This is a genomic window from Massilia sp. TWP1-3-3, assembly GCF_049897805.1.
Lineage (GTDB): Bacteria > Pseudomonadota > Gammaproteobacteria > Burkholderiales > Burkholderiaceae_D > Telluria_A.
This window is the reverse complement of record NZ_JAFCWX010000005.1, coordinates 250415-268203: the sequence shown is the minus strand read 5'-3', so window position 1 is coordinate 268203 and position 17789 is coordinate 250415. Positions and strand designations below refer to the sequence as shown.

Sequence of the window (17789 nt, the reverse complement as noted above, 5' to 3'; positions counted from 1 at the left end):
AAGTAGAATTCATGTCGGGCAAGGTGGCGTTCGTTTTGATGAACTGTGTTTCGAGATACTCACATTTTATCAAGCACTTACGGCATTCTTGCCCTTTTTTATGCAAAATTCAGGCTAGCGCCTGCACTGTCCGACGCGGCATGCTGACTTGGACAAATATTCGCTATCGCACTGCCTGGCCTGCGCAGCATGCCGACCTCGAGACGATTTACGATTTGGTGCGTTTTGCACCCAAGTAACCGCACTGCGCACTGCGGCACTTCAGGCTGAACCGGCGCGCAAGAGATGGCGTCAGGCAATGGCAGCGTTGCGCCGCCGCCAGGAATTTTTTGAGGTCAGTTGACACGGGTTCGGCGCTTGATCCCATCGCTTGCATGTCTCGTCGCTCGCTTGTCTCGTCGCTGCGAGTAAGTGCTGCGCGTAAGGGCTGCGGCGTGCTCGCCGCTTGAATCATCACACCCTCGGACAAACCCATCCATCGGGAAGTTTCGGAACAGACACACTGGCCGTGCATGCCAGATCCGCACCTCGCCAGCGTCGTTTTTTTGTACGTTAATTACTCTCAAGATCGCCATCCGGAAATTTTTCCTGGAAACATGATCCGTGCGGACACAGCCTGACATACTATCGTTACCTTGTCGTGTTCTGTCCCCTAGGAAAGTTTAATGTTGCCGAAATTGGTACGGCGCTGCTTGTGCAGCGCTGTTGTGCTTAGTTTACTATCCGCAGCCTCGGCGCGTGTCTGCGCGGTTGACGTGTCGCCAAGCCCCTTGGTCCAGGGAACAGTGCGGGCGAAGGCTCAACTGTCGCCAGCGCCAGCGAAACGTCATGGCATCTTGTATAAAGTCAGCCGCGACGGTCAAGCGGCCTATCTGTTTGGTACCATTCACGTGGGAGCTGCTTCCTTTTACCCTCTCGCGCCCGAAGTAAGCGACGCACTCGGCGCTTCCAGCGCGCTGGTGCTCGAACTTGACACAAATGCTGAGCTGGCGTACGCACATGCCGTGCTGGCGCACGGCAGTTATAGCTCGGGCGGGCAAATTCAGAATTTTATAGCGCCGGCGACACTCGCGCTCCTTACCCAGGCCTTGCACACGCTCGGCATCACGGTTGCCAGCGTGCAGCATTTGAAGCCGTGGCTTATCGCGAACATTCTGATGGGCCTGGAGCTGCAGCGCAGCGGCTATGAGCGTACGCAAGGCAATGAAGCGGTTTTGCTGGTGCTGGCGCAGGCGCAGGGAAAGCGCGTTACCGAACTCGAAAGCGCAGACTACCAGCTCGCGCTGTTCGACACCTTGAGCGCGGCGCAGGCGGAACGCTACCTGCTCGAAAGCCTGCGCGATCTATCCGACGGCAGCTCGCTGCGCAAGGCCCGGGCAACGATCAACGCATGGGTGTCAGGCGACACCGCAGCGCTGGAGGCATTGGTACCGGACGCCGTCGGTGGCAACAGCATGATGTCGGAGTTCACACGGCGCGTGCTGCTGGGCCAGCGCAATCCTGAGATGGCTTCTGGCATCGAGCGCATATTACAAGGCGGGAAAACGGCATTCGTCGGCGTCGGCTTGTTGCACTTGCTCGGCGACGATGGCTTGCCGCAACTGCTTTCGCAGCGCGGCTACCGCGTAGAACGCGTTTTCTGATTGGCGGGCAACCCGATGGCTTGGCCGGCGTGCCGTCCTGACCGCTTTTTCAGCGGGCGATGGCGCCGCTGCTCACGCGCACCCGGTCGCCGGTGCTAAAGGTAGGTGCCCACTCCTGCGTGATGACCTGGCTGCGGCCGTCGTCGCCGCGCAGCGTGACGCGATAGACGCGGTCGCCCGTGCCTGCGCCGCCAGCGCCGGTGCTGGTAGCGCCGCCTACGGCTGCGCCCGCAACCGTGCCCGCACCGGTCGCGCCACTGCCGGCCTGACGTTGCACGACTTCAATGCTGGTCACGGTGCTATTGGGCGCTGCGCTCGCTGCGCCAGTGGCACTGCCTGACTGGCCTGCAGCCCCGGTGGCCGTGCTTGCCTGCCCGCTACCTCCCGTAGCCGTGCTGCCGCCGGTCCCACTGGCGCCCATGCTGGCGCTGGTCCCGGCACTGCCGGTGCCGCTGCTGGCGGTGCCGCTCGTGCTACCGGTGCCGCTGGTGCTATCGGTGCTGCCGGTGCCGCTGGTGCCGCTGGTGCCGCCGACTGTCGCCGGGTCGGTGCTGGCGGTTGTGCCGCTGCTTGTTGTTCCGCTGCCGGCCGTGGTGCCGCTGCCGGCCGTGCCGCTGCCATAGCTACCGGTGCCGGCGGTGTCGCTGCCGGTGCTGCCACCGGTGCCCATGGACGAGGCGCCGCCGGCGCTTCTGCTGGCGCTGTCGCTTCCGCTCATGCCGGTGGAACTACATGCCGCAAGTACCATTGCCAGCAAGCCTGCCAAGAGCACGCTCTGTTCATTACGCTTCATGATCAACTCCTTTGTTTGGGTGTTTTGCGTGTGTGTGCGTGACAATGCCGCGTGCCACTGGGGTAAGAGGCTCGATATTGAACAACGTTCCACTGAAATAGGCTGTTGCATGAGGTGCATCAAGCAAGGTGATGCTTTACTTGTCGGACAAGCATTTGATAATTCGCAAACCGCTCATCGGTTCGTTAAGGAATAATTCCTAACCGAAACTTTTGGAGTCGACTCTCATGTATTCAAGCCCCTTGGACAGCCTGATCGAAGCATTGGTGGAGTCGATACAAGCGGACGCGGCTGCAATCCGTGAACGCTACGTGCTGCGCCAAGCTCTGCACGCACTGGTGCGCCAGGCGCAGGTCGAACAGCAGGCACAGGCGCGTGGTACTGGACTACGGGTGGCGCGACGCGACGGGTTCGGGCATAAAGCGCCACAGCAACCCTGCCATCACTGACGCGGCGCAGCAATCAACCAGCCAGTCGCGCGTCGAGGCGGTGCGGTAGGGAAGAAACGATTGCACGAACTCGTCAAGGGCTCCCATCAGCGCCACTGTCAGCACAGCGCGGATGGCGCGCTGGCTGCGGCTGCCTGTGGAACCCGTGTACAGAAGAAAGGTGAGGCTGCCGTAGGCGAGGCTGTGCAAGACGACGCCGGAGCCGAACTCGCCGATTTCGGCACGCGCGCCGGGAATCGACCCCATGACGAGAATGGCGGAAAACATCAGGAAGGCGCCGTAAAAGCGCCGGCGACGCAGGCGCTCGTCAAGCACGAGCAGGGAAACGAAGGAGAACATGGAAACGGCGATCGCTGAAATACGCAACCATAGCATGTTGCGCGCGCCCGCGTCGCGTCCGCCCCGCCTGCCTCAAAATCGGCTCAGATCGTCAGGGCAGAAGACCCATTGACGTAATGGGCGTCGAAACAGCACAGGCAACCGGCGCAAAACAGGTGTGCCACGCGCACGCGACGCTGGCGCAGCACCAGCTTCAGGTGCGCGGTGCGGCAGTTGGGGCAGGTTTCACGCACGGTGCCGAAGGTGATCAGTTCGACCTTGTCGTCCGGTTCAAGGTGGTCGATCACCTGCTCAGGGTCGAGCTCGCTTAAGACCAGATGCTCGTCCATTCCGTGCCGATGGCGCCGTCCGACGTCGGCCTGTTGGGGCTTTTCCCTTGTTTCTGCTTCGAGAACGTATTGACTCATTCGAAAACTCCGCTTGGCGTTGTGTGAAGAGGCTCTAAATTTTACGAGGGATATTCATCATAGTAGAAAGCTACGGGTCGTCAAGTGCACACGGCCACTTTCTTCTGCTTTTCTCGAACTGATCAACTTGGTGCGCGGAGGGGGAAAATGCCCGCTTGCGGTGCAGGCGGAAACCCAGGGTCCGGGCAGAGGCTTGAAATTGGGATTGGTGTGCCGCCTTACGGCAAGCACACCTGGCCGGGCGTCACGCATATCGGTTGCATGTACTGGCGGCTATCAATGAGTATAGGAGCGCTATATGACTGAGCTATGACATAGCTCAATGTTGCTGACGTTTTACCGAACGATTTTCTGACGCCGACGTCTCAAAAAAAAAGCCCGCTGGTGAAAGCGGGCTTAAAACTATCTTCTTGGAGGAGGAATAGTGGAGACAATGCACTATTATGGTGCGTCTTAAATCATATGTCTAATTGCCATTACTCATATCAGATATTCAAAAACGAAATAACTTAGGGAGGCACTGATTTATTCTGGCGAATGGAATCGGTCACGCAAAAAGTGCCCGGTAAGGCGCAACACCGCAGACATGCCGGGGCATGGCGAGGATTTGCAACGCAGCTGGGCGCTTTTTTCGTGCGCCGAGTCCGCCGTCAAGAATTAATCAGTGCTTCCTTAGGTGTTCAGCGTGATGACGACCTCGATATTGCCGCGCGTCGCGTTCGAGTAAGGGCACACCTGGTGCGCCTTGTCGATGACTGCCTGGGCTGCGGCTTGGTCCATGCCGGGCGTATTGACGGCCAGCTTGGCGTTCAGTCCAAACCCACCTTGGTCATTCTTGCCTATGCCGATCGCCGCGTCGACGCTGGCATCGGCCGGGATCGGCGTTTTCATCAAGCCACCGACCATTTTCATGGCTGACAAAAAGCAGGCGGCATAGCCGGCCGCGAACAATTGTTCAGGATTGGTGCCGGCGCCACCGGCGCCGCCCAATTCCTTCGGGGTCGACAGCACAACGTCGAGCGCCTGGTCGCTGGAAACGCCACGGCCTTCGCGGCCACCGGTAGCTGTTGCGTTTGCTGTGTAAAGTACTTGCATGAATGACTCCTTGGAATGGGTGGGCGGCAGACTGTGCCGATACGAACGAATATATCGCACAATTCAATTGTGTGCAATCTATTCTGCGTTCATTCACCCAGGGCGAACTTCGCTACAGGCTCGCGTCGAGCGCCTTGAACAGGTCGTCCCGCACGCGTGCCAACTCCTTGCGCATGCTGCCCAGCGCCGCCAGGTCCTGCCCGCTGGCGCACAGCACCTGCTCCGGTATGGCTTCGGCATCAAGGCGCAACGCGCGTCCCTGCTCGGTCAATTCAATGCGCACCTGGCGCTCGTCAAGCACGTTGCGGTTGCGGCTGACCAAGGCATGTGCTTCAAGCCGCTTGAGCAGCGGCGTGAGCGTACCGGAGTCCAGAAACAGGCGCGCGCCGATATCCTTGACCAGGATGGCATCCTGTTCCCATAGCACCAGCATGACCAGGTACTGCGGATACGTCAGGCCCAGCCGGTCCAGCATTGGCTTGTAGGTCTTGGTCATTGCATGCGAGGCCGAATACAGCGCAAAGCAGAATTGATGGTCGAGCGCGAGCCGGTTGATCGGCTGCGGCTGCGGCGGCGGCTTGGGCGCGCTCATTCGGCCACCGGCACCGTGTAGTTGAGCGCAAGGCGCCCGCCGTCCACGTACATGGTCTGGCCGGTCATGTAGGAAGCATCGTCGCTGGCCAGGAAGGCGGCCACGGAGGCGATTTCCTCCGGTTCGCCGCAGCGTCCGGCCGGCGTGCGCGACAGGATCGTATGGCGCGCCTCGGGGCTGGCCAGCACGGCCTTCTTGGCAAGTTCAGTCAGGATGGTGCCCGGGCCGATGCCGTTGACGCGGATGCCGTGCGGCGCCAGATTGAGCGCCATCACCTTGGTCAGCTGGTTGATGCCGCCCTTGGACACCACGTACGGCACCTGGTTCGGGATGGCCAGCTCGGCATTCACGCTCGACATATTGATGATGCAGCCGCTGTGCCGGGTCACCATGTGCCGCGCGGCAGCCTGGCTGCACAGGAACATCGATTTTAGGTTGATCCGCAGCACACGGTCAAAATCGTCTTCGGACAGGTCGAGGAAGTCGGCGGCATGGGTGACGCCGGCATTATTGACCAGGATGTCGATCTGGCCGAACGCGGCAATGGTGGCGGCGATCATCGCGTCGACATCGACCTTCAGGCTGACGTCGGCGGCAAAAAAGCGCGCCTGCCCGCCCAGTTCTGCGGCCACGGCCGCGCCCTCCGTTTTGATATCGACCAGCATCACGCGTGCGCCTTCCTGCAACAGGCGGCGCGCGCAGGCCAGTCCGATGCCCTGCGTCGCGCCCGTCACGATTGCCACTTTCTGGTTCAGTCTCATGTCTCGCCTTCACGCAGTATGAAAACCTGAATTTTACCGATAGCGGCCAGGCGACGCTGGCTTATTTACAGCATCACTGGCTGGTCCGGCAATTCGTTGGCGCGCTCTCCCGTCGCCGGAAACCGCGCGGCCAGTAACACATTGACTTGCTCGATGGCCGCCAGCGTACTTTGCTCGAACTGGCCCGCCTTGAAGCCCTCGGTCATGCCGCGGCAAATTTGTTGCCAGGTGTCAGGCGCAATCTGTTGGCCGATGTTGCGGTCTGCCACGATATCGACCTTTTGCTCGGCCAGGTTCACATAAATCAGCACGCCGCAACGGTCGGCCGTATCCCACACGCCGTACTCGGCAAACAGAGATAGCGCGCGCTGGCGGTTGCCAACGTCGGCCCAGATCAGTTCCGACGGCAGTGCATTTTCCACGATCAGCCGCAGTTCGCCCCGATGGCGCTGCTCGCCGGCCGTGATGGCCTGGCCAAGACGCGTGAGCGCGTCGGCGGGGAACAAGCGCCGTCCCTTGGCCGCGCTCGCCAGCCAATGACGCCATTGGCGTTTAATGCGTTCAATAAAAGTCGTGGTCATTACCAGTCTCCCGAGGCGCCGCCGCCGTCAAAGCTGCCGCCGCCGCCGGAAAAGCCACCGCCGCCCGAAAAGCCGCCGCCGCCACCACCGCCACCATGTCCCAGGCCACCCAAGGCGCTGCCCAGGATGAAACCGGTCGCGCCGCTGCCCCAGCCGCCACGCGCCAGCCGGGAGCGGCGCGGGCGAAATACGCGAAACAGGACGATGGCGCCAAAGATCAGCAGGGGAATGAGCATCGAGCCTTGCTGCTCGCCCTGGCCGGTGCGATTTGCCGCCTCTGGCGCCGCCGGAAATTGCTCCTTGTTCAGCAGCGTGGAAATCGCACCCACGCCCGCCACCAAACCGTCGTAATACCGTTCCTTCTGGAAGTAGGGCGCAATCACGTCTTGCACGATGCGTTTGGACTGGGCGTCGGTCAGCACGCCCTGCACGCCGCGGCCCGCTTCAATGCGCAGGCGCCGCATGGCCCCCGTGTTGCCCGGTGCGACGAGCAGCAGCACGCCGTCGTCGACGCCCTTGCGACCTAGCTTCCAGGCTTCGACCACGCGCAAGCTGTACTGTTCAATCTGTTCGGGCGCGGTGGTCTTGACCAGCAGCACGGCAATCTGGCTGCCGGTCTTGGTTTCATAGTCGGTCAGCACGGCTTCGAGCTGGCCGCGCTGTTCGGCCGTCAGCATGCCGGCCTGGTCGGTCAGGTGGCCGGTCAGCGCCGGCACCGGGACGAAGTCCTGTGCCTGCGCCGGAAAGGCTAGAGCGAGCCCGAGTGCCAATGCCAGCCAGAATGCGCGCAACAGTGCCATCTTATTTACCGAAATTGACGGCCGGCGCAGTCGAAATGGCTTTCTCGTTTTCAACCGTGAACGATGGCTTGACCTTGTAGCCGAACATCATCGCTGTCAAGTTGGTCGGGAACTGGCGCACCTGGACGTTAAATTCCTGCACCGCATCGATGTAGCGCTTGCGGGCCACGGTGATGCGGTTTTCGGTGCCTTCGAGCTGCGACTGCAAGTCGCGGAAACTGGCGTCGGCCTTCAGGTTGGGATAGGCTTCGGTGACCATCATCAGGCGCGACAGCGCGCTCGACAGCTCGCCCTGGACCGCCTGGAACTTGGCGAACGCGGCCGGGTCATTGAGCACTTCGGGCGTAATCTGGAAACTGGTGGCGGCGGCGCGCGCCTTCGTCACCGCTTCCAGGGTGTCTTTTTCGTGCGAGGCATAGCCCTTGACGGTGTTGACCAAATTGGGAATCAGGTCGGCGCGGCGCTGGTACTGGTTGACCACTTCGCCCCAAGCCGCCTTGGTTGCTTCGTCCTTGGTCTGAAAGGTGTTGTAGCCGCAGCCGGACAGCATGGTGGCGATGAGCATCGCGAAAAAAAGCTGTGTCCAGCGGGTGAAGTGAGCGGTAGAGGTCATGAGCTTGAGTCCGTAACAGTTGTCGAATGGTCAAAAATATACCTTAAATGCATGAACTGCGTCCATTTCAAGCGTGCAGGCGGACGCGGTACAATAATGGCCTTAGCAAATGGAACCGAGGCCTGCCGTGAATTTCATCAACAAACTGTCCGCCGCCTGGACCACCAACAATTCGCTGCTGTGCGTCGGCCTCGATCCCGATGTGGCGCGCCTGCCGGCAGCGCTGCAACATGAACCGGACGGCATTTTCACCTTTTGCAGTGCGATCATCGACGCCACCGCCGACCTGGCCTGCGCCTTCAAGCCGCAAATCGCTTATTTTGCGGCGCTCGGCGCCGAACGCCAGCTTGAGCGGCTCTGCGCCTACGCGCGCGAAGCCTATCCGCACATTCCCCTGATTCTCGACGCCAAGCGCGGCGATATCGGCGCCACCGCCAAACAGTATGCGCGCGAAGCGTTTGACCGTTACGGCGCCGACGCCGTCACCGTCAATCCCTACATGGGTTTTGATTCCGTGGAACCCTATATGGCGTGGAGCGAGCGCGGCGTGATCGTGCTGTGTCGCACCTCGAACCCGGGCGGGTCGGACTTGCAGTTTCTCGATGTCGACGGCAAGCCCCTTTACCAGCATGTTGCCCGTATGGTTGCGGAGAAATGGAACCTCAACGGCCAGTGCGCGCTGGTGGTGGGCGCGACCTTTCCCCATGAGCTGGCCGAAGTGCGGGCCATCGTCGGCGACATGCCGCTGCTGGTGCCCGGTGTGGGCGCCCAGGGCGGCGACGTCGAAGCCACCGTCCAGTCGGGCAAGAGCGCGGCCGGCGCGGGGATGATGATCAATTCGTCGCGCGCGATCCTGTATGCCGCGCCGCGGGACGGCGAGGATTTTGTGGCGGCCGCGCGCCGCGTGGCGCTGGAAACGCGCGACGCGATCAACCAGTACCGCTGAAACGCGGCGTTCAGTGCACGCCGTGCCGACGCCGTGTCGGTTTGTTGCACCCGGCTGCGTGATTGAAAAATACCCCGGATTGCCGCCTGCGCAGCGAACCCAGCAGTCCGTCGGGACTTAACCGAGGGAATCCAACAGAGCGCTAGCGGCGGCTTGGCGCAATCGCCTCGGCATAATCGTACAAGGCGCCCAAAATATCCTCAGCGCGCTCGTCGGCGTCTTCTGACAACGTATCAATTTCCGCAAACAATTGCTCGATGGTCCGCGCGCCGGCCGCGCCATCGAACAGGCGGGCGGCCCGGTGCTGCTCCCAGTGCGCCGCTTCGTCCACGCTGAGCGTGTGCGGAAAGTTGCGCGCCCTGTAACGGAAAAACAGTTCGGCCAGGCGTTCGTCGTCAAACGAGGGATTGGCTGTCGCCAGCCGCTCCGGCTTTTCGCCGCGCAAGGACTCCAGCTTGCGCTTGTCATTGTTGTTGATAAAGCCGCCGTACAGGTCTTCATCCACGTCCGTTTCGCCCACCGGGGCAGGGCGGTGGTAGACCTGATCCCATATCGCTCCCATATCGGGACCGGCCTGCGCCGCCATGGCGTGCAGACGGGCCTGGTCCAGGTTGATTTCCCAGCGCAGCGCTTGCGCTGCCGTCAGGGTCTTCAGATTCGACACCAGCATCGGCGATTTGTTCATATGGATGCTCTTGATCGGCAAGCGCGTCATCCCTTCCGGCAAATCGGCCGTTTTGCTGAACATGCGCAAACGGATCGTATCGGCGTCCAGGTCGAACAGCTCGGCCGGATCGTGCCGGCAATCCCACACCAGCACTTCGTTCTTGTTGCTCGGATGCGTGGCCAGTGGATAGACCAGGCCGATGCAACCGTATTCAACAGGAAACATGCCCGACACGTGCAGGAAAGGCTGGCGCTGCGCGGGCGCCAGGTGCATGCCCATTTCAGTGGAGACCTTGTCTTTTTTATGCAGCGCCAGGCAAAAGTCAAACAGCTTGGGCTGGCGCTCGCGGATCAGTTTTGCCAGCGCAATGGTGGCGCGCACGTCCGACAGCGCGTCGTGCGCCGCCTCGTGCAGCAAGCCATTGGCCCTGGCCAGCAGTTCGAGCTTGAAGCTGGGCCGTCCGTCCTCGCGCAGGGGCCATTCGATGCCTTCGGGGCGCAGCGCGTACGTCATGCGCACCACGTCGAGCAAGTCCCAGCGTCCGCAATTGTTTTGCCACTCGCGCGCGTACGGGTCGATCAGGTTACGCCAAAACATGAAGCGCGTGATTTCATCATCAAAGCGGATCGTGTTGTAGCCCACGCCGATGGTGCCCGGCTGGCTGAACGCCGCTTCGATCGTGGCGGCGAACTTGTGCTCGGGTACGCCCCATTCCAGGCATTGCTGGGGCGTGATGCCAGTGATCAGGCACGATTGCGGGTCGGGCAGGAAATCCGGCGCCGGCTGGCAATACAGCATGATGGGTTCGCCGATTTCATTGAGGTTGGCGTCGGTGCGGATGGCGGCGAACTGGGCCGGGCGGTCGCGGCGCGGCTGGGCGCCAAACGTTTCGTAGTCGTGCCAGAGAAAGGTATGGGTGGTCATAGTGGTCATGTTACTGCAGACGGGCTGCAGGTTCCGGTATTTCCGATAATGAAGGGTGATGCTGGTGCCGCAGTGCGGCGCTTATGCTGGACCAAAAACCGTGGCGCTGTCAATCCCCGTTCTGCCAACGCCGGTGGCCGATCCGGTCATTTGCTCGCTGCCTGAAAACAATATTCCTTTCCAAAAAAATGAATGCGCGCGCGCGTCCGGTGCTAGCATCGACGGGTCGCCAACCGTTGTAATGTCAAAGGAATGATCATGCGCCCATTGTTGCTTAACCCGTGTATCAGCGGCCTCGCCGGCCTGCTGCTGTGTGCTGGCGCCGCCGCCGCCGCCGCCGACACCAAAGTCACCAAGCCGGAAGCCGAGGCCATGGTCAAGAAGACCGTCGCTTATATGAAGGCCAACGGTCGTGAAAAGAGTTTTGCCGAGATCAACCGCAAGGATGGTCCGTTCACCGACCGTGACCTGTACATGGTCGCTTACGGGAAAGACGGCGTGGTGCTGGCGCATGGTGCCAATCCCAAAATGCTCGGTAAAAATCTCATGGAAATCAAGGATGTCGATGGCAAGGCCTTCGTCAAGGAGCGGGTCGAGATGGCCAAGACCAAAGCCTCGTTCTGGCAGGAATACAAATTCACGAATCCCGTCAGCGGCAACATCGAGCCGAAGGCCATGTACTGCGAGGGCTTGCCCGACTTGGTGGTCTGCGGCGGCGTTTACCTGAAGTAAGGCGAACGTCTCGCTCGCCCGGCATCGCCATCAGCTCAAAACATGCCCGACGCGATATTGATCGTCAATGACAACAGCGTGGCATTGAAGAAAAAGGCGAGCACGCAGTGAAGCAGGCCCGTGCGGCGCATCGCGCGGCTGGTAAAGCTGACGTCGGCAGTTTGCCCGGAGGTGCCGATGATGCAGGCAAAGTAGAGGAAGTCGGCGTAATCGGGCGCCGCTTCGTCCGGGAAATTCAGGCCGCCAGGCGCGCCGTGCCGTTCGGCTGCGTAAAAGTCATGCGCATAGTGGGTGGCGAACATGACCTGGGTGAACGCCCACGACGACAGCAGCGTGCCCACCACCAGCCCCACATGCCAGTAGCGCTCGCCGTCATGCAAGCCTTTGGCCACGCTCAGTTCGCAGACGATGGCCGCGAGCGAGCCGATCGCCACCAGCACCACCATCGCCAGGATCAGCAGGCGTCCGTCGTCATGCAGGACAGCGCGTTTGCGCATGCGTTCGCGCGATGAGAAGAACATCATTTGCAACGTCAGCACCAGATAAGCGAGCGCGCCGGCGTTCCAGCCGAGGATGCCGCGCGTGATCGGCTGCGTCACCAGCGTGGCGGGAATGGCGAACGCGGCGACGACGCCAAGCAGCATGCACGCGAACAGGCGCGGTCGCGCCAGGACGATGCGCGCAAGCTTGGGATGCTTGCGCTGAAGTGTTGTTGGGTTCATGCACGCATCTTAACCCAACCGAACTGCTGGCTAGACGGCGACGCGGTTGCGCCCGCCATCTTTGGCGCGGTACAGCGCAGCGTCGGCGGCGGCGATCAGGCCCAGGTCGTCCATGCCGGCGCTGAGCACCGCCACGCCGACCGAGGCCGTCACGTGCGGCAGCGGCTGGCGCATGTCGGGAAAAATGCTGGCGTCGCGCATGCGTGCGCACAGCCGCTCGGCAACCATGACGGCCAGCGCTTCGCTGGTCTCGGGCAAAATCACCATCATTTCTTCGCCGCCGTAGCGCACCGCAAAATCGGATGGGCGCAGCGCCACGGCGATCACCCCGGCCGCCGCGCGCAGCGCATCGTCGCCCGTCAGGTGGCCATAGGTATCGTTAAATACCTTGAAATGGTCGAGGTCGATCATCACCAGCGCCAACGGCGTGCCCGCCCGGTGCGCGGTGGCCACCATCTTGGGCAGCATGTCGGCCAGCCAGGTGCGGTTGTACAAGCCCGTCAAGCCATCGTTCATCGACATCTTGCGGTAAAACTCGCCAAGCTTGTGGCCGCGCCGCACCAGCGCGCTGGCGGCGCGGATCCGAAATGACAGCAGGCGCAGCAAGTTTTTGGCCAGGCCGCCCGAGCGCTCGATCAGCTTCCAGACCAGCTCGGCATCGATGACCAGCAGCTCGGTCTCGACGACGGCGGCAATCGCCGCCAGGTTGGCGCTGTCGTCGAGCACCGACTGCTCGCCCACGCTCTCGCCGGGCAGAATGCGGCTGACGGCGCCGTCAGGCATGCCGCTTTCCGCGTCCGCCGCCACCGACAGCATGCCCGAGAGCACAATGTACAGGCGGGCGCGGCTGCTGTCCGCGAGCCGCGCGCCGGCGACAAGGCGCACGATGGCGCAGCCGGCCAGCAGCGGCGCCAGATTGTCGTGGTCGGAATCGTGAAACAATTGAAGATCCCGGATACTGTAGGTGGACGCACCAAAGCTACCTGTCTGTTCCAAAGCCATCCTCTCGCTGTTCATCTTGTCAATCAATCGCGCCACACTTGGCAGTGGCATCATATCAGTGTTCCAATAGCACCTTCGCCCGCCATAGATCCTTGCCATGCACCTGACTGACGCCCTCGGCACCGAACACGTTCCCGCTCCAGAGGCGCGCATCGTGTCGCTGGTGCCATCGATTACCGAAATGCTGTGCGCGCTGGGACTGGCGCCGCAACTGGTCGGGCGCACCGGCTTTTGCATTCATCCGCATTCTGTCGTGGGCGCCATCGCCAAGGTCGGCGGGACCAAGGACGTCAATCTCGACAAGATCCGCAAGCTGGCGCCCACGCACGTGATCGTCAACATTGACGAGAACGAAAAAAGCACCGCCGACGCGCTGGCCGCCTTCGTGCCGCACCTGGTCGTTACCCATCCGATGGGGCCGCGCGACAACCTGGCGCTGGCGCGTTTGCTGGGTGCACTGTTTTGCGTGGCGGAGCGGGCCGAAGCGTGGTGCGCCGCGTTCGAGGCCGAGTACGCGCGTTTGCAGGCGGCGCCAAAAGGGCGGCCCGCCACGGTACTGTATTGCATCTGGCAAGATCCGTGGATGAGCATTGCAAGCGACACCTATATCGCGCGCATGCTGGCCGAAATCGGCTGGCGCACGCCGGTGCTCGGTGCCCAGCGCTATCCCGTGTTCACCTGGAACGAGGCCTTGCTGGCGCAGATCGATTGCGTGCTGTTGTCGAGCGAGCCGTACCGGTTCACGCAGGCACACGCCGACGCGCTGGAAAAGCAGATCGGCAAGCCGGTGTATGTAATCGATGGGGAAATGATGTCGTGGTACGGAAGCCGTTCGCTCGAAGCGCTGGGGTACTTGCGTGCGCTGGCAGGCAATGGCTGGGTATAGCGGCTGGTCTTGCACACGGACGGCTGGCAAGCGGTCGGCTGATACGGCGGGGCTGATACGGCGGGGCTGGACTGCGGCACTGCACCTGGCGGCTTAAACAGCCGCCAGGAAAGACGACTTACTCGATCACTTCGTCCGGCTCATCAACCAAAGTTGGCGTGGCGTGCAGTTGCTTGTCGTGCAGGCGGCCCAGTGCGCTCTCGATCGCGCGCTTGAGCTTGTCAGCCGCGCCGGAAATGGCCTGGTGCAGGTGGACGGCATGGTCGCTGACGGCGATCGGCTGGTAGCCGGTGACCCGCGCTTCAAGCAGGCAACGATTGCCGCCGTCGGAAGATTTTTGGCTGTTCTCGTCACTGAGGTGGACTTCGACGCGAGTGATGTGGTCGGCAAAACGTTGCACCGCAGCGGAGACCACGGATTGCACATGATCGTCTAGGCCTTGATGGCGTTCGATCGTCTTGTCGGTATTGATGTTGATTTGCATAAGCTCACTCCCGGTTATTCATAAAGTTACTGTGCCAAGCTCTTCTCGCGCATGCATGCTGCTCGAGCTGGCGTTACCCTTGCACGCATACTTTATCTTACACCTTTCGCCCATCTTGTTCAGCTTCAAACGGGCGCAGCTCCTAACCGGCCTTGCGCGAGCGCTCTTCGCCGTCGTGATGCGGAAAACGGTCCATGCGCGCGAGCACCGGGAACTTGACGATCCACAGTGCCGTCACCGCCAGCGTGGCCGCGCCGCCGAACAGAATGGCGCGCACCAGGCCGAACCAGCCGGCCGTGATGCCGGACTCAAATTCGCCCAATTCGTTCGAGGCGCCGATAAAGACGGCGTTGACCGCGCTCACGCGTCCCCGAATTTCATCGGGGGTTTCAAACTGCACCAGCAAATGGCGCACGTACACGCTGACCATGTCGCCGGCGCCCAGCACGAACAGCGCCGCGAGCGCCAGGGCGAAGCTGCTGGTCAGGCCCAACGCCAGCGTGGCCAGGCCGAACACAGCCACGCCGCCGAACATCCACGCGCCCACGTGGCGCCGGATCGGATGAAACGCCAGCGCAACCGAGCATAGCGCAGCGCCCACGCCGGGCGCGGTACGCAGCAAACCCAGGCCGGCGGGGCCGGCCTGCAGCACGTCATGCGCATAGGCCGGGAGCAGGGCGGTGGCGCCGCCAAAGAGCACGGCGAACAGGTCGAGCGAGATGGCGCCCAGCATGATCGGGCGCGACCAGACGAAGCGCAAGCCTTCAAGCACCGTATGCCAGGTTGCGGGCGCGCTGCTGATCGCTTGCGGCGCGGCGCGCGTCAAGCCCATCAGCACCACCGAAGCGGCCAGCAGCGCGCCCGCGGCCAGGTACACCGTGTCCGGCCCGAACACATACAGCAGCCCGCCCAGCACCGGCCCGAGAATGACGGCCACGTGGAAAGCCGACGAACTGAGCGCGACCGCCTCGCCGAAGTGCTCGTGCGGCACCATGTTTTTCAGCACCGCCTGGGTGGCCGGCATCATGAAGGCGCGCGCACTGCCAAACAGCACCAGCACCGCGAACACAGGCCATACGACGCGCGCGCCGGTCCACGTAAAACCGAGCAGCAGCGCGCCGCACAGCAATTGCACGGCCAGGCAGGCGATGATGATGTTGCGGCGGTTGTAGCGGTCCGCAACGTGGCCGGCCAGCAAGATAAGCACCAGGAAGGGGGCGAACTGGGCCAGCCCGATCAGGCCCAGGTCAAACAGGCTGCCCGTCATCTGGTACACCTGCCAGCCGATGGCCACGCTTTGCATTTGGACCGCCAGCGTACCGAGCACACGGGCCGACAGATAGAAAGAAAAATTGCGGTTGCGCAGGATGCGGAACCCGCTGGACGGCGACATCACGGACATGAATCCTTTCGGCTGCGGACGGGCTGGAGTAGAATGATGCTTTAGGGAATCTATCCCGTTATTGTGCCCGATGTTGCGCGCCCGCGCTGAGCGGCGCGACGGCAGGCGCAGCCAGGCCATGCACCACACCATCTTTGAAACCCCGCTTGTCAACACCCTGATGCGCGCCGTCTCGCGCGTGATCTTGCGCGCGCTCGGCTGGCGCACGGAAGGCATGACGGCCGAGCAGATCGCCGCTTTCCCCAAGTACGTGCTCATTGCCGCGCCGCACACCAGCAACTGGGATGCTCCGATCACGCTGATGGTGTGTTTTCAGCTGGGCCTGAAGGTGTACTGGATGGCCAAGGCGAGTCTGTTTGCGTGGCCGATCCGCTATCTGGCGCGCTGGCTGGGCGGCATCCCGATCGACCGCAGCGCCGCCAACAACACCGTCCAAAACACGATTGCCGCATTCGCCGCGCGCGAGCGCCTGGCCGTCATTGTTGCGCCCGAAGGCACGCGCGGCAAGGTCACGCACTGGAAAACCGGGTTTTACTATATCGCGCACGGGGCGGGCGTGCCGATCGCGCTGGCCTACCTCGATTTTGCGCGCAAGGCGGGCGGCATCGGGCGCATGTTCGTCACCAGCGGCGACATCGGGGCCGACATGGCCGAGATCCAGGCTTTCTACAGCGGCATTTCCGGCAAGAATGTCCAGCAGTTCGACCCCGCCAGCGTCAAGCGCGGCTGACAAGCCGCCTCAATTCAACTGTGCAGGTCCGCTTCGCTGGTAAAGGCGTCCGCATAAAATTCTTCTGCCGGCAAGCCGCACTGGGCGACGTAGTCGCGCCGGGCCGAGTCGACCACGACCGGCGCGCCGCAGGCATACACCTGGTAGCCGGACAGGTCGGGCAAATCTTGCATGACGGCCGCATGGACGAAGCCGGTGCGCCCGCTCCAGTGGTCATCCGGCAAGGCGTGCGACACCACCGGCACGTAGCGGAAATGCGGCAGCGTGGCGGCCCATTGTTCGCACAGCGTGTTCATGTACAAGTCGAGCGGGCGGCGAGCACCCCAGTACAGGCTGACGGGCCGGCTCGACTGCAGGTGGATCATGTGTTCCATCAATGCCTTGATCGGCGCAAAGCCGGTGCCCGAGGCCAGCAGCACGATCGGCTTGTCCGATTCTTCACGCAGGAAAAAGCTGCCGTGAGGGCCTTCGAAGCGCAGAATGTCGCGCTCCTTCATTGTATTGAATACTTGCTCGGTGAATAGCCCGCCCGCCATGTAGCGGATGTGCAGCGTGAGCGGTGCGTCCAGGCCGGGCGCGCTGGCCATGCTGTAGCTGCGCCGCTTGCCGTCGCGCAGCAGCAATTCGATGTACTGGCCGGGCCGGTAGGCAAGCGCTTCGTTGGCGGGCAATTGCAGGGTGATGACGGCAACGTCGGGCGCGACCTTGTCGATGCTGGCCACGCGCGAGGGCATCTTGCGCACCGGGTAATCGGTGCTGCCGCTTACTTCGCGCGCTTCAATGACCAGGTCCGCTTCAGTGGTGGCGCAGCAAAACAGCGAATAGCCCTGCGCTTTTTCTTCGTCCGTCAGCGCGCGCTGCTGGTGCGCGCGGTGGGTAACGGCACCGGCCACGACCTTGCCCTTGCACGAACCGCAGGCCCCGTTCTTGCAGCCGTACGGCAAGCCGATGCCGGCGCGAATGGCCGCGCCGAGGATGGTTTCATCGGCGTCGCACGAAAATTGGTGGCCGCTAGGCTGAACAGTAATCTGGAAAGTCATGTCGTCGAGTGGTGAACAGTAAACAGTAGGTTGCGATTTTGCCGGCGCCGTCCGCTTTGCGTTTTTTTGCGCTTGATAGTTTCCATCATTTTACACCGCCCCCTGCATTGCCGCGCCCGCCGCGCACCTGGCGCCCCGCAGCGGGGCGACGCGATTTCCAGTATATTGTTGGGCTGCACCA

At 62.2% G+C, this 17789-nt stretch carries 21 protein-coding genes; 6 read left to right on the top strand and 15 right to left on the bottom strand.

Annotation, left to right across the window (positions count from 1 at the left end):
• The first annotated feature begins 755 nt into the window (after positions 1-755).
• Positions 756-1643 carry a TraB/GumN family protein gene (locus ACP7D4_RS07340; RefSeq protein ID WP_426208400.1) on the top strand — a complete coding sequence of 296 codons (888 nt, stop codon included), beginning with the start codon at positions 756-758 and terminating at the stop codon, positions 1641-1643.
• 49 nt (positions 1644-1692) lie between these two features.
• Here the strand turns inward: ACP7D4_RS07340 and ACP7D4_RS07335 are convergent, their stop codons facing one another.
• From ACP7D4_RS07335 to ACP7D4_RS07295, 9 genes are all read right to left on the bottom strand, one after another.
• Positions 1693-2436, bottom strand: coding sequence for a hypothetical protein (locus tag ACP7D4_RS07335; protein ID WP_426208398.1), 744 nt, complete (start codon positions 2434-2436; stop codon positions 1693-1695).
• Between the two features lie 386 nt (positions 2437-2822).
• Positions 2823-3224 carry a VanZ family protein gene (locus tag ACP7D4_RS07330; protein WP_426100300.1) on the bottom strand — a complete coding sequence of 134 codons (402 nt, stop codon included), beginning with the start codon at positions 3222-3224 and terminating at the stop codon, positions 2823-2825.
• 83 nt (positions 3225-3307) lie between these two features.
• Positions 3308-3631 carry a hypothetical protein gene (locus ACP7D4_RS07325; RefSeq protein WP_426100302.1) on the bottom strand — a complete coding sequence of 108 codons (324 nt, stop codon included), beginning with the start codon at positions 3629-3631 and terminating at the stop codon, positions 3308-3310.
• Positions 3632-4303: 672 nt separating this feature from the next.
• Complete coding sequence (locus ACP7D4_RS07320; RefSeq protein WP_426100304.1) at positions 4304-4726, bottom strand: organic hydroperoxide resistance protein; 423 nt, start codon at positions 4724-4726, stop codon at positions 4304-4306.
• Positions 4727-4838: 112 nt separating this feature from the next.
• Positions 4839-5318 (bottom strand): MarR family winged helix-turn-helix transcriptional regulator, encoded by a 480-nt coding sequence (locus ACP7D4_RS07315; RefSeq protein WP_426100306.1) that lies wholly within the window; start codon positions 5316-5318, stop codon positions 4839-4841.
• Complete coding sequence (locus ACP7D4_RS07310; RefSeq protein WP_426100308.1) at positions 5315-6079, bottom strand: SDR family NAD(P)-dependent oxidoreductase; 765 nt, start codon at positions 6077-6079, stop codon at positions 5315-5317. The genes ACP7D4_RS07315 and ACP7D4_RS07310 overlap by 4 nt, the downstream gene beginning before the upstream one ends.
• A 65-nt stretch (positions 6080-6144) precedes the next feature.
• The gene (locus ACP7D4_RS07305) at positions 6145-6660 is read right to left on the bottom strand and encodes a TPM domain-containing protein (protein WP_426100310.1); all 516 of its coding nucleotides are present in this window, start codon (positions 6658-6660) and stop codon (positions 6145-6147) included.
• Positions 6660-7460 carry a TPM domain-containing protein gene (locus tag ACP7D4_RS07300; protein ID WP_426208396.1) on the bottom strand — a complete coding sequence of 267 codons (801 nt, stop codon included), beginning with the start codon at positions 7458-7460 and terminating at the stop codon, positions 6660-6662. The genes ACP7D4_RS07305 and ACP7D4_RS07300 overlap by 1 nt, the downstream gene beginning before the upstream one ends.
• A 1-nt stretch (position 7461) precedes the next feature.
• Positions 7462-8025, bottom strand: a complete 564-nt coding sequence (locus ACP7D4_RS07295) for a LemA family protein (protein WP_426100953.1) — start codon at positions 8023-8025, stop codon at positions 7462-7464.
• Between the two features lie 175 nt (positions 8026-8200).
• Here ACP7D4_RS07295 and pyrF point away from each other — a divergent pair, with 175 nt between their 5' ends.
• Positions 8201-9019 carry an orotidine-5'-phosphate decarboxylase gene (pyrF, locus tag ACP7D4_RS07290; RefSeq protein WP_426100314.1) on the top strand — a complete coding sequence of 273 codons (819 nt, stop codon included), beginning with the start codon at positions 8201-8203 and terminating at the stop codon, positions 9017-9019.
• Between the two features lie 142 nt (positions 9020-9161).
• Here the strand turns inward: pyrF and sbcB are convergent, their stop codons facing one another.
• Positions 9162-10610, bottom strand: coding sequence for an exodeoxyribonuclease I (sbcB, locus tag ACP7D4_RS07285; RefSeq protein ID WP_426208410.1), 1449 nt, complete (start codon positions 10608-10610; stop codon positions 9162-9164).
• Positions 10611-10668: 58 nt separating this feature from the next.
• On the opposite strand from sbcB, the gene ACP7D4_RS07280 reads away from it, so the two are divergent.
• The gene (locus tag ACP7D4_RS07280; protein ID WP_426100316.1) at positions 10669-10866 is read left to right on the top strand and encodes a hypothetical protein; all 198 of its coding nucleotides are present in this window, start codon (positions 10669-10671) and stop codon (positions 10864-10866) included.
• A gap of 2 nt (positions 10867-10868) precedes the next feature.
• Entirely contained in the window at positions 10869-11342 is a 474-nt protein-coding gene (locus ACP7D4_RS07275) for a cache domain-containing protein (protein ID WP_426208395.1), read from the top strand.
• 35 nt (positions 11343-11377) lie between these two features.
• On the opposite strand, the gene ACP7D4_RS07270 is transcribed toward ACP7D4_RS07275, so the two are convergent.
• Positions 11378-12064, bottom strand: a complete 687-nt coding sequence (locus tag ACP7D4_RS07270) for a DUF1345 domain-containing protein (protein ID WP_426100320.1) — start codon at positions 12062-12064, stop codon at positions 11378-11380.
• Between the two features lie 30 nt (positions 12065-12094).
• Positions 12095-13060, bottom strand: coding sequence for a GGDEF domain-containing protein (locus ACP7D4_RS07265; protein WP_426100322.1), 966 nt, complete (start codon positions 13058-13060; stop codon positions 12095-12097).
• A gap of 103 nt (positions 13061-13163) precedes the next feature.
• Here ACP7D4_RS07265 and ACP7D4_RS07260 point away from each other — a divergent pair, with 103 nt between their 5' ends.
• The gene (locus ACP7D4_RS07260; protein ID WP_426100324.1) at positions 13164-13952 is read left to right on the top strand and encodes a helical backbone metal receptor; all 789 of its coding nucleotides are present in this window, start codon (positions 13164-13166) and stop codon (positions 13950-13952) included.
• Between the two features lie 118 nt (positions 13953-14070).
• On the opposite strand, the gene ACP7D4_RS07255 is transcribed toward ACP7D4_RS07260, so the two are convergent.
• Positions 14071-14436 (bottom strand): HPF/RaiA family ribosome-associated protein, encoded by a 366-nt coding sequence (locus ACP7D4_RS07255; protein ID WP_426100326.1) that lies wholly within the window; start codon positions 14434-14436, stop codon positions 14071-14073.
• Between the two features lie 142 nt (positions 14437-14578).
• Positions 14579-15838 (bottom strand): MFS transporter, encoded by a 1260-nt coding sequence (locus ACP7D4_RS07250; RefSeq protein ID WP_426208394.1) that lies wholly within the window; start codon positions 15836-15838, stop codon positions 14579-14581.
• A gap of 118 nt (positions 15839-15956) precedes the next feature.
• Here ACP7D4_RS07250 and ACP7D4_RS07245 point away from each other — a divergent pair, with 118 nt between their 5' ends.
• A complete protein-coding gene (locus ACP7D4_RS07245) occupies positions 15957-16568 on the top strand; it encodes a lysophospholipid acyltransferase family protein (RefSeq protein WP_426208392.1) in 612 nt (203 codons plus the stop codon).
• A gap of 14 nt (positions 16569-16582) precedes the next feature.
• Here ACP7D4_RS07245 and ACP7D4_RS07240 read toward each other — a convergent pair whose 3' ends face one another.
• Positions 16583-17608, bottom strand: coding sequence for a CDP-6-deoxy-delta-3,4-glucoseen reductase (locus ACP7D4_RS07240; RefSeq protein ID WP_426100332.1), 1026 nt, complete (start codon positions 17606-17608; stop codon positions 16583-16585).
• Between the last annotated feature and the right edge of the window lie 181 nt (positions 17609-17789).

Bases quoted from the DNA above. Each gene is read 5' to 3' on its own strand.
- ACP7D4_RS07335 (WP_426208398.1), bottom strand. From the start codon at position 2,436: ATGAAGCGTAATGAACAGAGCGTGCTCTTGGCAGGCTTGCTGGCAATG.
- ACP7D4_RS07330 (WP_426100300.1), bottom strand. From the start codon at position 3,224: ATGTTCTCCTTCGTTTCCCTGCTCGTGCTTGACGAGCGCCTGCGTCGC.
- ACP7D4_RS07325 (WP_426100302.1), bottom strand. From the start codon at position 3,631: ATGAGTCAATACGTTCTCGAAGCAGAAACAAGGGAAAAGCCCCAACAG.
- ACP7D4_RS07320 (WP_426100304.1), bottom strand. From the start codon at position 4,726: ATGCAAGTACTTTACACAGCAAACGCAACAGCTACCGGTGGCCGCGAA.
- ACP7D4_RS07315 (WP_426100306.1), bottom strand. From the start codon at position 5,318: ATGAGCGCGCCCAAGCCGCCGCCGCAGCCGCAGCCGATCAACCGGCTC.
- ACP7D4_RS07310 (WP_426100308.1), bottom strand. From the start codon at position 6,079: ATGAGACTGAACCAGAAAGTGGCAATCGTGACGGGCGCGACGCAGGGC.
- ACP7D4_RS07305 (WP_426100310.1), bottom strand. From the start codon at position 6,660: ATGACCACGACTTTTATTGAACGCATTAAACGCCAATGGCGTCATTGG.
- ACP7D4_RS07300 (WP_426208396.1), bottom strand. From the start codon at position 7,460: ATGGCACTGTTGCGCGCATTCTGGCTGGCATTGGCACTCGGGCTCGCT.
- ACP7D4_RS07295 (WP_426100953.1), bottom strand. From the start codon at position 8,025: ATGCTCATCGCCACCATGCTGTCCGGCTGCGGCTACAACACCTTTCAG.
- sbcB (WP_426208410.1), bottom strand. From the start codon at position 10,610: ATGACCACCCATACCTTTCTCTGGCACGACTACGAAACGTTTGGCGCC.
- ACP7D4_RS07280 (WP_426100316.1), top strand. From the start codon at position 10,669: ATGCTGGTGCCGCAGTGCGGCGCTTATGCTGGACCAAAAACCGTGGCG.
- ACP7D4_RS07275 (WP_426208395.1), top strand. From the start codon at position 10,869: ATGCGCCCATTGTTGCTTAACCCGTGTATCAGCGGCCTCGCCGGCCTG.
- ACP7D4_RS07270 (WP_426100320.1), bottom strand. From the start codon at position 12,064: ATGAACCCAACAACACTTCAGCGCAAGCATCCCAAGCTTGCGCGCATC.
- ACP7D4_RS07260 (WP_426100324.1), top strand. From the start codon at position 13,164: ATGCACCTGACTGACGCCCTCGGCACCGAACACGTTCCCGCTCCAGAG.
- ACP7D4_RS07255 (WP_426100326.1), bottom strand. From the start codon at position 14,436: ATGCAAATCAACATCAATACCGACAAGACGATCGAACGCCATCAAGGC.
- ACP7D4_RS07250 (WP_426208394.1), bottom strand. From the start codon at position 15,838: ATGTCCGTGATGTCGCCGTCCAGCGGGTTCCGCATCCTGCGCAACCGC.
- ACP7D4_RS07245 (WP_426208392.1), top strand. From the start codon at position 15,957: ATGCACCACACCATCTTTGAAACCCCGCTTGTCAACACCCTGATGCGC.
- ACP7D4_RS07240 (WP_426100332.1), bottom strand. From the start codon at position 17,608: ATGACTTTCCAGATTACTGTTCAGCCTAGCGGCCACCAATTTTCGTGC.